This is a genomic window from Paraburkholderia fungorum (assembly GCF_046027215.1).
Classification (GTDB): Bacteria; Pseudomonadota; Gammaproteobacteria; order Burkholderiales; family Burkholderiaceae; genus Paraburkholderia; species Paraburkholderia fungorum_D.
In genome coordinates this window covers 2,301,976-2,314,645 of the sequence record NZ_JAQQEN010000002.1, presented here as the reverse complement: position 1 = coordinate 2,314,645, position 12,670 = coordinate 2,301,976, and the positions used below count along the sequence as shown (strand labels likewise).

The following is a 12,670-nucleotide window of genomic DNA, read 5'->3' as shown; positions in this document are numbered from 1 at the left end:
CGTTCTCCAACCACCAGGAACACAACATGGTCACATCAGGCTATACCGATACCCGACTTCTGATCAACGGCGAATGGTGCGACGCCGCCAGCGGCAAAACCCTCGACGTCATCAATCCCGCCACTGGCCAGGCCATCGGCAAGGTCGCCCACGCCGGCATCGCCGATCTGGACCGCGCGCTGGCCGCCGCGCAGCGCGGCTTCGAAGCCTGGCGCAAGGTGCCGGCCAACGAACGCGCCACCACCATGCGCAAAGCCGCGGCACTGGTGCGTGAGCGCGCCTCCGACATCGCCCGCCTGATGACGCAGGAACAGGGCAAGCCGTTCGCCGAAGCGCGTGTCGAAGTGCTGGCCGCCGCGGACATCATCGAGTGGTTCGCCGACGAAGGCCGTCGCGTCTACGGCCGGATCGTGCCGTCGCGCAACCTCGCGGCGCAGCAAACGGTGCTGAAGGAACCGATCGGCCCGGTCGCTGCCTTCACGCCGTGGAATTTCCCGGTCAATCAGGTCGTGCGCAAGCTGAGCGCGGCGCTCGCCTGCGGCTGCTCGTTCCTCGTCAAGGCGCCGGAAGAAACCCCGGCGTCGCCGGCAGCGCTGCTGCAGGCGTTCGTTGAAGCCGGCGTGCCGGCCGGCACGGTGGGCCTCGTGTTCGGCGATCCGGCCGAGATTTCCGCCTACCTGATCCCGCATCCGGTGATCCGCAAAGTCACGTTCACGGGTTCGACGCCAGTCGGCAAGCAACTGGCGGCGCTCGCCGGTGCCCATATGAAGCGCGCGACGATGGAACTGGGCGGTCACGCGCCGGTGATCGTGGCCGAAGACGCGGACGTGGCGCTGGCCGTGAAAGCAGCAGGCGGCGCGAAATTCCGCAACGCGGGCCAGGTGTGCATCTCGCCCACGCGCTTTCTGGTGCACAACAGCATCCGCGAAGAGTTCGCGGCGGCACTCGTCAAGCACGCTGAGAGCCTCAAGCTCGGCGACGGTCTGGCTGAAGGCACGACGCTCGGGCCGCTCGCCAACGCACGCCGTCTGACGGCGATGAGCAAGGTGCTCGACGACGCGCGCAAGACCGGCGCCAAGGTCGAAACGGGTGGCGAACGCGTAGGCTCGGAAGGCAACTTCTTCGCGCCGACCGTGCTGACCAACGTGTCGCTCGAAGCCGACGTGTTCAACAACGAGCCGTTCGGCCCGATCGCCGCGATCCGCGGTTTCGACACGCTCGAAGACGCGATCGCCGAAGCAAACCGTCTGCCGTACGGCCTCGCGGGCTATGCATTCACGAAATCGTTCCGCAACGTGCATCTGCTCTCGCAGCAGATGGAAGTCGGCATGCTGTGGATCAACCAGCCGGCCACGCCGTCGCCGGAAATGCCGTTCGGCGGCGTGAAAGATTCCGGCTACGGTTCGGAAGGCGGCCCGGAAGCCATGGAAGGCTATCTGGTCACGAAGGCGGTTTCGGTGATGGCGGCATAGTCGAAGCCAGCCGACAATCAATGTCAGTTCGGGTCTTGTGCTGCGCGCGCGGAGTCTCTATAATTCGCGCCTCTAAAGGCTCGTAGCTCAGTTGGTTAGAGCACCACCTTGACATGGTGGGGGTCGTTGGTTCGAATCCAATCGAGCCTACCAACGCATATGTGACGTAGGCGAAAGCAGCCTTGCTTTCGTCTACTGTCATGTTCTCGCAGCACCTCTTTCGACGCATATTTTCACTGTGCGGCCGTCTTTTCAGTTTCCCTCATTGCTTGCAGTTACTGGCAGCACTTGCTGTCGAAATACGCCTTACGTCAGCGCGTGGCGCCGCTAAGGACGAAGCAGATCGAAGCCTGCGAGCGCGACGACGCCGCTCACGACGATCATCGACACCGAGTGCTGTCCAAAGTACAGAATGGCCGCGGCCGACCAGGTCGCGACGGAGAATGCTGCGATGTGTTTCATCTGGAACCTCAAAGCAATTACCAATAAGTTACTCACTACTCTGCATACCACCTCAGCTCACTTCGACACGCCTTTCTCCTCCGACCATTTCGCCGATGACCCGGGCGTCGCCGAAACCGTCGGCGCGGAAGATGGCGAGGACGTTGTCGACCGCTCCCGGCGCGCACGAGACCAGCAGGCCGCCCGAGGTTTGCGGGTCGGTGAGCAGGGTGCGCGCAGTCGGCGGCAGTGAAGCAGGCAGCCCGACGTCGTGTCCATATGCCGCCCAGTTACGACTGGACGCACCGGTAAAGATGCCCGCTTCGGCGAATTCGACCACTCCCGGTAGCCACGGCAGGTCCGCGTAGCGCACGCGGGCGGTCAGGTTCGAACCGCGAGCCAATTCCAGCGTGTGGCCCAGCAGGCCAAAGCCGGTGATATCCGTGAGTCCATGCACGCCGTCCAGCATGGCCAGCGCGGCGCCGGGCCGGTTGAGCTGGGTCGTGGCCGCGATCATGGCGGCGTAGCCCGCGGAATCGAGCCGGTCTTTCTTCAGTGCAGCAGACAGGATGCCGACGCCCAGCGGTTTGCCGAGAATCAGCACGTCGCCCGCCTGCGCGCCCGCATTGCGCTTGACGCGCCGCGGATCGACCACGCCGATCGCGACAAGCCCGTAGATGGGCTCCGCCGAATCGATCGAATGGCCGCCCGCGAGCGGAATGCCCGCTTCGGCGCACACGGCTTCGCCGCCTTTGAGCACGGCCGCGATCACGTCGTGCGGCAGCACATTGATCGGCATGCCGACGATCGCCAGCGCCATGATCGGCGTGCCGCCCATCGCATAGACGTCGGAGAGCGCATTGGTCGCGGCGATGCGGCCGAAGTCGAACGGGTCGTCGACGATCGGCATGAAGAAGTCCGTGGTCGCGACGATCGCCTGCTGCTCGTTGAGTTTGTAGACGGCGGCGTCGTCGGCGGTATCGTTGCCGACCAGCAGGTCGGGAAAGAACGGCAGCGGCGCGCTGCGCCTGAGCAGGTCGGCGAGCAGACCGGGGGCGATTTTGCAGCCGCAGCCGCCGCCATGTGACAGGCTGGTCAGACGCGGCGTAGTCTGGCTCCCGGTAGCAAGGGTATCGGTCATGAGCGCGGAGTTTCGGCGTTGAATGACCGCAATTATGAAGGTTGTTCGCGCATCTTGCAGTGATGGCGGCCACGCGCCGGCGTACCGCAAACAAGGCATGGTTCGATCTCCTTCACGTATCCAGCAGGACTTCATGCCAAACCCTATAATCGGAATCGGTATCCCACAGAGAGCCGAGGCCATTAATGTCCAATATGTCCCGGCGACAGTTTCTGAAGGTCTCCGCAACCACGCTCGCCGGATCGAGTTTGGCCCTGTTGGGCTTCTCGCCGGCACCCGCGTTAGCGGAAGTCCGCCAGTACAAGCTGTCGCGTACCACTGAAACCCGCAATACCTGTCCGTATTGTTCGGTCGGTTGCGGCATCCTGATGTACGGACTCGGCGACAACGCCAAGAATGCAAAGTCCAGCATCATCCATATCGAGGGCGATCCCGACCATCCGGTCAATCGCGGCACGCTGTGCCCGAAGGGTGCGAGCCTGATCGATTTCATTCACAGCTCAAGCCGTCTGAAGTATCCGGAGTACCGCGCGGCTGGGTCGAATGAGTGGAAACGGATTTCGTGGGAAGACGCGCTCGACCGCATTGCGAAACTGATGAAGGAAGACCGCGACGCCAATTTCGTCGAAACGACGGAAGACGGCAGGAAGGTCAACCGCTGGCTGACCACCGGCATGCTCGCCGCATCCGCCGGTAGCAATGAAGTCGGTTATCTGACGCACAAGACTGTCCGCAGTCTCGGCATGCTCGCATTCGATAATCAGGCACGTGTCTGACATGGCCCGACGGTGGCAGGTCTTGCCCCGACGTTTGGCCGTGGAGCGATGACGAATCATTGGGTCGACATCAAGAACGCGGACGTGATTCTGGTGATGGGCGGCAATGCGGCCGAGGCGCACCCGTGCGGTTTCAAGTGGGTCACGGAGGCGAAGGCGCATCGCAAGGCAAGGCTGATCGTGGTCGATCCGCGCTTTACGCGTACGGCATCGGTCGCCGACTATTACGCGCAGATCCGCACCGGGTCGGACGTCGTGTTCCTCGGCGGCGTGATCAACTATTTACTCACCAACGACAAGATCCAGCACGAGTACGTCAGGAATTACACGGACATGCCGTTCATCGTGCGCGAGGACTTCTCGTTCACGGACGGCCTGTATTCCGGCTACGACGCGGAAAGCCGCAAGTACGACCAGACCTCATGGAACTACGAGATTGGCGACGACGGCTACGCGAAAATCGATCCGACGCTGCAAAACCCGCGTTGCGTCTATCAGCTGATGAAGCAGCACTACTCGCGCTACACGCCCGAGCAGGTCGAGAAAATTTGTGGCACACCGAAGGAAAAATTCCTGAAGGTATGCGAAATGCTGGCGTCGACTTCAGTTCCCGGGCGCGCCGGCACGATCCTGTATGCGCTCGGCTGGACCCATCACTCGATTGGCGCGCAGATCATCCGCACCGGCGCGATGGTGCAATTGCTGCTGGGCAACATCGGCATCGCGGGCGGCGGCATGAATGCACTGCGCGGCCACTCGAACATTCAGGGCTTGACCGACCTCGGATTGATGTCGGATCTGCTGCCGGGCTATATGACTTTGCCGATGGAAGCGGAGCAGGACTTCGAGGCGTACATCAAGAAGCGCGCGGCCCAGCCGCTACGGCCTAATCAGCTGAGCTACTTGCGCAACTATCGTGCGTTCCATGTCAGCTTCATGAAGTCGTGGTGGGGCGACAACGCGAACGCTGGCAACAACTTCGGCTTTGACTATCTGCCGAAGCTCGATAAACCATACGACATGCTGCAGGTCTTCGAGCTGATGAATCAAGGCAAGATGACCGGCTACATCTGCCAGGGCTTCAACCCGCTTGCCGCGGCGCCGAACAAGGCGAAGATCGGCGCAAGTCTCGCCAGGCTGAAGTGGCTTGTCATCATGGATCCGCTCGCCACTGAAACCTCCGAGTTCTGGAAGAATTTCGGCGAATTCAACGACGTCAATCCAGCGGCGGTCCAAACGGAAGTGTTCCGTTTGCCAACCACGTGTTTCGCGGAAGAACGCGGCTCGCTGGTCAGTTCGAGCCGCGTGCTGCAGTGGCATTGGCAGGGCGCGACTGGGCCAGGCGAATCGAGGAGCGACCTGGAGATCATGTCGGGACTGTGGCTGCGTATTCGTCAGGCTTATAAGGAGAACGGCGGCAAATATCCCGATCCGATTCTCAACATGAGTTGGCCGTATGCCGATCCGGAAAGCCCGACGCCTGAAGAAATCGCCATGGAGTTCAGCGGCAAGGCGCTCGCCGACGTGACCGATCCTGCCGACAAAACCAGGGTGCTTGCCAAAGCCGGCGAGCAGTTGGCGGGCTTCGCGCAGTTACGCGACGACGGCAGCACCGCGAGCGGTTGCTGGATCTTCTGCGGAGCGTGGACGGAGGCGGGCAACCAGATGGGCCGCCGCGACAACGCCGACCCGACCGGCATCGGCAATACGCCGAACTGGGCGTGGGCATGGCCGGCGAACCGGCGGATTCTGTACAACCGGGCTTCCTGTGACGTTAGCGGCAAACCGTTCGATCCCACCCGTAAGCTGATCGCGTGGAACGGCAAGATGTGGACGGGTGTGGACGTGCCGGACTTCAAAGCCGATGAACCGCCGGAAAACGGCATGAATCCGTTCATCATGAATCCGGAAGGCGTCGCGCGTTTCTTCTCGCGTGCCGGGCTGGTTGAAGGGCCGTTCCCCGAGCACTACGAACCGTTTGAAACGCCGCTTGGCTACAACCCGCTGCATCCGGATAACAAGGCCGTCGTCAGCAGTCCTGCGGCGCGCGTGTTCCCGGACGATCGCGCTGCGTTCGGCACCCATGAGAATTTCCCGCATACCGCCACCACCTATCGTCTGACCGAACATTTCCACTACTGGACCAAGCACGCGCGCCTGAACGCGATCGTGCAGCCGCAACAGTTCGTGGAAATCAGCGAGGATCTGGCAAAGGAAGTGGGCGTGGTGGCGGGAGATCGTGTCAAGGTGTCGTCCAATCGCGGGCATATCATTGCCGTGGCGCTTGTCACCAAACGCATCAAACCGCTGATGATCGAGGGGAAAAAAGTCCAGACAGTGGGGTTGCCGTTGCATTGGGGCTTCAAGGGACTCACGAAGCCGGGCTATCTCGTCAATACGCTGACGCCTTCCGTGGGCGATGGGAATTCACAGACACCGGAATTCAAGTCGTTCCTCGTCAAGGTCGAAAAGGCATAAGGAGCAGAGATGGCACTGCAATCACTGGATATCAAACGCCTCTCCGCCACCACCTTGCCGGAGCCGCAGATTCGCGAGCCGGTTACGGGGACGGTTGCCAAGCTCATCGACGTGTCGAAGTGCATCGGCTGCAAGGCGTGTCAGACGGCCTGTATGGAATGGAACGACTTGCGCGACGAAGTGGGCACGACCACCGGTATTTACGACAACCCGCGCGATTTGTCAGAGCATTCGTGGACCGTCATGCGCTTCTCGGAGTACGAGAACGCGCAAGGCGATCTCGAGTGGCTGATCCGCAAGGACGGCTGCATGCACTGTGAAGATCCGGGCTGTCTGAAGGCCTGCCCGTCGCCGGGCGCGATCGTGCAGTACACGAACGGCATCGTGGATTTTCACGAGGAAAACTGCATCGGCTGCGGCTATTGCATCACCGGGTGCCCGTTCAACATCCCGCGTATTTCGAAGAAAGACCATCGCGCATACAAATGCACGCTATGCTCGGATCGCGTGGCGGTCGGTCAGGAGCCGGCTTGCGTGAAGACCTGCCCAACCGGCGCGATCATGTTCGGCACCAAGGAGGACATGAAACAGCAGGCGGCGGACCGGATTGAAGATCTGAAGGAGCGCGGCTTCCAGAACGCCGGTTTATACGACCCTGCCGGCGTGGGCGGCACGCACGTGATGTATGTATTGCATCACGCCGATAAAGCCAACCTGTATCACGGATTGGCGCAGAATCCGAAGATCAGCGCGATGGTGTACCTGTGGAAGGGGCTGGCCAAACCCCTGGCACTGGCAGGCATCGCGCTCACGGCCTTGGCCGGTTTCTTCCACTACACGCGCGTCGGCCCGAACGAGGTGACCGAGGCGGACGAAGCCGAAGCGCAGCGCGAAGCCGACGAAGCACGCCGTTCGCAGGAGGCATCCGATGAAGCACGCTGAACAGCATGAACTGAAGGACGTGAGAGGCAACCGCCTGATCGTGCGTTACACGTCGAATGAGCGTACGAATCACTGGATCACCGCGATCACGTTTATCCTGCTGGCGTTGTCGGGGCTCGCCATGTTTCATCCGGCCATGTCGTGGCTATACGCGATCTTTGGCGGCGGCCAATGGACGCGCATCCTGCATCCGTTTGTCGGCTGCGTGATGTTCCTGTCGTTCCTGATTCTGGCGCTGCGGTTCTGGCATCACAACTATCTCGACAAGGCCGATTTGCAGTGGATGCGGCAGATCGACGACGTACTCAACAACCGCGAGGAGAAGCTCCCCGCGATCGGCAAGTACAACGCCGGACAAAAGCTGCTATTTTTCACGATGGTAATCTGCATGCTGCTGTTGCTGGGCAGCGGCATTGTGATCTGGCGGCGCTATTTTTCGATGTATTTTCCGATCGAAATTATTCGCCTCGCCGCGCTCGTGCATGCTGCCGCGGCGTTCGTGCTGATCGTGGGCATCGTCGTGCATATTTATGCGGCCTTGTGGATCAAAGGCTCGGTCGGCGCGATGACGCGCGGCACGGTGACTTACGGCTGGGCGAGAAAGCACCACCCAAACTGGTTCAAGGAAATGATCGGCAAGTAGCGCGGCGTGATTTTAAGCGCGCGGCTTCCCGAGGTTTCCCGCGACTTCCCGCGCCGCCGCCCTTGTTCGATGAAGCGCGGCGGCTTGTCAGCTTTCCGAGGTCGATACTTTGGTTCAACGCATTCTTGACGCCGGCGAGATCGAGTCGCTCGATCCCTCGGCGATTCCACGTATCCGCACGCCTGAACGTCTGGCGGTTTTTTCGGTGCGTGCCGCGCGTCTGCGGCAACTTGCGGCGCTCGGCAATCCGATCGCCGGCTATCTGCGTCTGATGGCCGTGCTGGCGGACGCGCAGCAAGCCGTCATCACGGGCTTCAAGGCGAAGCCGCCCAGCGCTGAATTAATCGCCAGCGCGCAACAGCATTCCATGCCGCTGATTCCGGCGCTCTCCGGCATGCGCGATCCGGCGTGGCATGACGTACTGCGGCAACTGCTCGACAAAGTCGCTGTTGCCGGCCCGCTCACACCACCGCTGGAAGCGCTCTTCGAAAAGCTGCGCACGCTCGACACCGCCGCGCTCGAGTCCCAGGCCGACGCGATCTTCGCGCAGCGCTTCGGGGAGGTCGACCCGGCAAGCGCGCCGTTCATCATGGCCGCGCTGCAAGTGGTGTGGACCGACCTCGCCGCGGATATCGACAAGCGTGAGGTGCCGTACCTCGAAACGCTCGGCTTGTGCCCCGTGTGCGGATCGCATCCCGTGGCGAGTACCGTGCGTGTGGGCGGCCAGTATGACAATTACCGCTATCTGCAATGCGGCTTATGCGCAACCGAGTGGCACATGGTCCGCTCCAAGTGTTCGAATTGCGATTCGACCAAAGGCATTGCTTACCACGCGGTCGGATCGCAGGACGCCGATGAGACCGCGAGAGAGGCCGAAACGAAGAACGCAGCGCTGAAAGCGGAATCGTGCGACGAATGCCATACTTACCGGAAGATCGGCGTTCAGTCGAAAGACTACGACTTCGATCCGTTCGCGGACGATCTCGCCAGTCTGACGCTTGATCTGCTGATGGGAGCGGAGGGTTACCGGCGTGCGTCGCCGCATCCGTGGCTGTGGCCGGAGCAGGCCGACAATTCAGCCGACCCTGCCGGCGAGTCTGACTGATAAAGAGGATTGCCTCGTGAGCGATGTGACCGGCGCTGAACTGCGAGCGCTCATGGCACGCGTGCCATCGGTGGAAAAGGTGATCGCGTCGGCGGAATTTGCGGCGCTGGTTACCGAGTTTGGCCGCACCCAGGTGCTGAGCGCGTTACGCCACGCACTCGATAGCTGGCGCGCCACCGCACAGTTGGGCAATGCATCCGTGAGCGCGCTCGATATCGCGCAACTGCAGGTATGCGTCGGCGCCACGCTCCGCACGCGTAATGAGTCACGTCTACGTAGTGTCTTCAATCTGACCGGCACTGTACTTCATACCAATCTCGGCCGCGCGCTGTTGCCCGACGAAGCGGTGCAAGCCGTCGTGAAGGCGCTGACGCAACCCGCCAACCTCGAATTCGATCTCGCCACCGGCAAACGCGGCGATCGCGACGATCTGATCGACGCACTCATCTGCGAGCTGACCGGCGCCGAAGCGGCAACCGTGGTCAACAACAATGCCGCTGCTGTGTTGCTGACGCTGTCTGCGTTGGCGTCGAAGAAAGAAGTCATCGTGTCGCGCGGCGAGCTGGTTGAAATCGGCGGCGCGTTTCGCATTCCCGACATCATGAGCCGCGCGGGTGCAAGGCTCCGCGAAGTCGGCACCACCAATCGCACCCATCTGAAGGACTACGACGAAGCCATTGGCCCGGGCACCGCGCTGCTGATGAAAGTCCATGCGAGTAACTATGCGATCAATGGCTTTACGAAAGCGGTCAGTGTTGGCGAAATCGCGCCGCTCGCGCATGCGCGAGGTCTCGCCGTTGCGGTAGACCTCGGCAGCGGTACGCTAGTCGATCTGACGCAATGGGGCTTGCCGCGCGAAACGACGGTGCGCGAAACCATCGAGGCCGGCGCCGACCTTGTCACCTTCAGCGGCGACAAATTGCTCGGTGGTCCGCAAGCGGGGCTGATCGTCGGCAGGCGCGATCTGATCGCGAAGATCAAGAAGCATCCACTCAAGCGCGCGCTGCGGGTCGGCAAGCTGACGCTCGCGGCACTCGAGCCTGTGCTGCAACTGTATCGTGCGCCGGAGAGGCTCACTGAACGGTTGACCACACTGCGTTTGCTTACGCGTCCCGCCGGCGAAATCCGGCTTGCCGCAGAGCGCGTGCAACCTGCATTGCAATGCGCAATTGGCGACCGGTACGCCGTGATGGCCGAGCCCATGTTCAGCCAGATCGGCAGCGGTGCATTGCCCGTAGACGTGCTGGCGAGCTACGGTCTTGTCATCAGGACAGCCGACGGCAAGCGCGGCGGACGTCAACTGCTCGCGCTCGAAAAGGTGCTGCGTGAAATGGCGCGCCCTGTCATCGGCCGAATTGCGGACGATGCCTTGCGTCTCGATCTACGTTGCCTCGAAGCCGCCGATGAAGCGCAACTGATCGAGCAGTTGAAGGGTACGCACGCATGATCGTCGGCACGGCGGGGCATATCGATCATGGCAAAACGAGTCTGGTGAGAGCGCTGTCGGGCGTCGATACCGACCGTCTGAAGGAAGAAAAGGCGCGCGGCATTTCAATTGAATTGGGCTACGCATACGTGCCGCTTGAAAACGGCGACGTGCTCGGCCTGATCGACGTGCCAGGTCACGAAAAGCTCGTTCACACCATGACCGCGGGCGCGAGCGGGATCGATTTCGCGCTGCTCGTTATCGCCGCGGATGACGGTGTGATGCCGCAAACACGCGAGCATCTGTCGATTGTGCAACTGCTCGGCATCCGGCGCGGCGCGATCGCGTTGACGAAAATCGACCGCGTGGACGCGCAGCGATTGCAGGAGGTGCATCGGGAAATCGCGTTGTTTCTGAACGGTAGCGCGCTGGAGGATGCACCTGTATTCGATACCCACGCCATCCTTGCCGGTGACCCCGGCGTCGCCGCATTGAAAGCGCATCTGCATGCGGCAGCGGCAGCGTGGCACATGAAGCGCGACGATGGCCTGTTCCGCCTCGCCGTCGACCGGGTCTTCACGCTCGCGGGCCAGGGGACCATCGTGACGGGGACGGTCGTGTCGGGCAGGGTCGGCGTCGGCGACACGATGCTGCTCGCGCCGAAGAATCTGCCGGTGCGAATACGCAGCATCCATTCGCAGAACCGGCCGGCCGAGATCGGACGCGCTGGCGAGCGCTGCGCGTTGAATCTCGCAGGCATCGAAAAGAGCGTGATCGATCGCGGCGACTGGGTTGTCGATCCGCGTTTGTCGCAAGCGTCGGAACGGATCGATGTCAAGCTGACGCTGCTTGCCGATGTGCCTTTCACCCTCGAGCATTGGGCGCCGCTGCATGTGCATCTGGGTACGCAGCATCAGGTCGCGCGTGTCGCGTTGCTCGACGCGCAGACACTGCGCGCAGGCGAGCAGGCGCGCGTGCAACTCGTGTTCGAGCGACCCGTCTGCGCGGTTCCCGGCGATTGCTTTGTCGTGCGCAATGCGCAGGCGGATCGCACCGTTGGCGGCGGTCATGTGCTCGATCCGTTTGCGCCGTCGCGCAAGCGTCGCTCCGGCGAGCGGCTGGCCTGGCTCGACGCGCTGCAGATCATGCTCGACACCGGCACGGTGGATGCACTGCTCGAACGCGCGGGGAATGGCTTGTCGCGCGCTTTGCTGGAAAGGTTGAAGGGCATGCCGGCCGCGGCACTAGAATTGCCACCCGGCACGCACGTCGTGGAGTTGCCCGGCGGCGATGCGTTGCTGGTTGCGGATGTGTCATGGCGGGCGTTGCGCATACGGCTCGCTACGACGTTGAAGCAGTTTCACGAGCGCTCGCCGCATGAGCTCGGTCCGGACGCTTCACGCTTGCGGCGAATGGCAGCGCCTTTGGTGCAGGATGCGTTGTGGCGTGCGCTTGCCGGCGATGCCGAAGCGCGTGGCGAGATCGTGCGGCACGGGCCCTGGTTGCATCTGCCGGACCATACGGTCGCATTCGACGACGCGGATCGGGCGCTCGCACAGAGCTTGGTGCCGGCCGTGAAAGCAGGGCATTTCGATCCGCCGTGGGTTCGCGATCTGGCGGCGGCGCACGGTGCATCGGAAGAGCGCGTGCGCCAGTTGCTGCGCAAGCTCGCGCGCCAAGGCGAGCTGTTTCAGGTGGTGCAGGACCTCTTTTACGATCCCGAGGCAATTCGTGAACTGGCTGCGCTTGCGGCGTCCGAAGCGCAGAAGAATGCAGGTACGGTAGCTGCGGCGCCTTTCCGTGATGCCACGGGTTTAGGACGAAAGCGCGCCATCCAGCTTTTGGAATTCTTCGACCGGGTTGGATACACGCGCTTTCACCGGGGCCTGCATCTGATGCGAACGGATAGCCGGTTGTTCGAATCCATTTAATTTCTGTCAGCCCCTGGACGTAAGCCTTCGCGCCCTACGCCCGTCCAGGCACGTTTTCGCGTAGGACACTGCGAATTCGCACGCGGCCTTCTCGGTAGAGAAATAGCCCATCGGCCCAAAGGCCCTTTGTTTGCCGACCGGACTAGTGACGATAGCCATTGCGGCATATCCACGTGACGACAGCGAAGCGACGGGGATTATCGTCGCCCCCTTATAGTGAGCGGGTTGTGCGTGCATGGCCGTCCCCTCCGTTTATATCTGAAGTCTAGCAGGGGAAGAGTCCAGTCGCGCGTGCGTTATCTCACCATCTGCGTG

General features: G+C 62.0%; 9 protein-coding genes and 1 tRNA gene. 8 read left to right on the top strand and 2 right to left on the bottom strand.

Annotation, left to right across the window (positions count from 1 at the left end; genetic code table 11):
* Nucleotides 1-26: 26 nt before the first annotated feature.
* The gene (locus PQR27_RS30795; RefSeq protein ID WP_408527349.1) at nucleotides 27-1,472 is read left to right on the top strand and encodes an NAD-dependent succinate-semialdehyde dehydrogenase; all 1,446 of its coding nucleotides are present in this window, start codon (nucleotides 27-29) and stop codon (nucleotides 1,470-1,472) included.
* A 76-nt stretch (nucleotides 1,473-1,548) separates the two neighbouring features.
* Nucleotides 1,549-1,625, top strand: a tRNA-Val gene (locus PQR27_RS30790).
* 174 nt (nucleotides 1,626-1,799) lie between these two features.
* On the opposite strand, the gene PQR27_RS30785 is transcribed toward PQR27_RS30790, so the two are convergent.
* Both PQR27_RS30785 and selD read right to left on the bottom strand, forming a co-directional pair.
* On the bottom strand, nucleotides 1,800-1,934 hold the full coding sequence (locus PQR27_RS30785; RefSeq protein ID WP_408527348.1) for a hypothetical protein: 135 nt from the start codon (nucleotides 1,932-1,934) through the stop codon (nucleotides 1,800-1,802).
* A 52-nt stretch (nucleotides 1,935-1,986) separates the two neighbouring features.
* Complete coding sequence (gene selD / locus PQR27_RS30780) at nucleotides 1,987-3,054, bottom strand: selenide, water dikinase SelD (RefSeq protein ID WP_408527347.1); 1,068 nt, start codon at nucleotides 3,052-3,054, stop codon at nucleotides 1,987-1,989.
* Between the two features lie 185 nt (nucleotides 3,055-3,239).
* On the opposite strand from selD, the gene fdnG reads away from it, so the two are divergent.
* The 6 genes from fdnG to selB all read left to right on the top strand — a co-directional run bounded on the left by fdnG (nucleotide 3,240) and on the right by selB (nucleotide 12,355).
* Nucleotides 3,240-6,308 carry a formate dehydrogenase-N subunit alpha gene (fdnG, locus tag PQR27_RS30775; RefSeq protein WP_408527346.1) on the top strand — a complete coding sequence of 1,023 codons (3,069 nt, stop codon included), beginning with the start codon at nucleotides 3,240-3,242 and terminating at the stop codon, nucleotides 6,306-6,308.
* 9 nt (nucleotides 6,309-6,317) lie between these two features.
* Nucleotides 6,318-7,250, top strand: coding sequence for a formate dehydrogenase subunit beta (gene fdxH, locus PQR27_RS30770; RefSeq protein ID WP_408527345.1), 933 nt, complete (start codon nucleotides 6,318-6,320; stop codon nucleotides 7,248-7,250).
* Nucleotides 7,237-7,893 (top strand): formate dehydrogenase subunit gamma, encoded by a 657-nt coding sequence (locus tag PQR27_RS30765; protein ID WP_408527344.1) that lies wholly within the window; start codon nucleotides 7,237-7,239, stop codon nucleotides 7,891-7,893. Before fdxH ends, PQR27_RS30765 begins: the two co-directional genes overlap by 14 nt.
* A 109-nt stretch (nucleotides 7,894-8,002) precedes the next feature.
* Nucleotides 8,003-8,998, top strand: a complete 996-nt coding sequence (gene fdhE, locus PQR27_RS30760) for a formate dehydrogenase accessory protein FdhE (protein WP_408527343.1) — start codon at nucleotides 8,003-8,005, stop codon at nucleotides 8,996-8,998.
* 16 nt (nucleotides 8,999-9,014) lie between these two features.
* The gene (gene selA, locus PQR27_RS30755) at nucleotides 9,015-10,445 is read left to right on the top strand and encodes an L-seryl-tRNA(Sec) selenium transferase (RefSeq protein ID WP_408527342.1); all 1,431 of its coding nucleotides are present in this window, start codon (nucleotides 9,015-9,017) and stop codon (nucleotides 10,443-10,445) included.
* Nucleotides 10,442-12,355, top strand: coding sequence for a selenocysteine-specific translation elongation factor (gene selB / locus PQR27_RS30750; protein ID WP_408527340.1), 1,914 nt, complete (start codon nucleotides 10,442-10,444; stop codon nucleotides 12,353-12,355). The genes selA and selB overlap by 4 nt, the downstream gene beginning before the upstream one ends.
* Nucleotides 12,356-12,670 lie beyond the last annotated feature (315 nt).

Coding starts and splice junctions, on each gene's coding strand:
- selD (WP_408527347.1), bottom strand. CDS start 3,054: ATGACCGATACCCTTGCTACCGGGAGCCAGACTACGCCGCGTCTGACC.
- selB (WP_408527340.1), top strand. CDS start 10,442: ATGATCGTCGGCACGGCGGGGCATATCGATCATGGCAAAACGAGTCTG.
- PQR27_RS30785 (WP_408527348.1), bottom strand. CDS start 1,934: ATGAAACACATCGCAGCATTCTCCGTCGCGACCTGGTCGGCCGCGGCC.
- PQR27_RS30795 (WP_408527349.1), top strand. CDS start 27: ATGGTCACATCAGGCTATACCGATACCCGACTTCTGATCAACGGCGAA.
- PQR27_RS30765 (WP_408527344.1), top strand. CDS start 7,237: ATGAAGCACGCTGAACAGCATGAACTGAAGGACGTGAGAGGCAACCGC.
- fdxH (WP_408527345.1), top strand. CDS start 6,318: ATGGCACTGCAATCACTGGATATCAAACGCCTCTCCGCCACCACCTTG.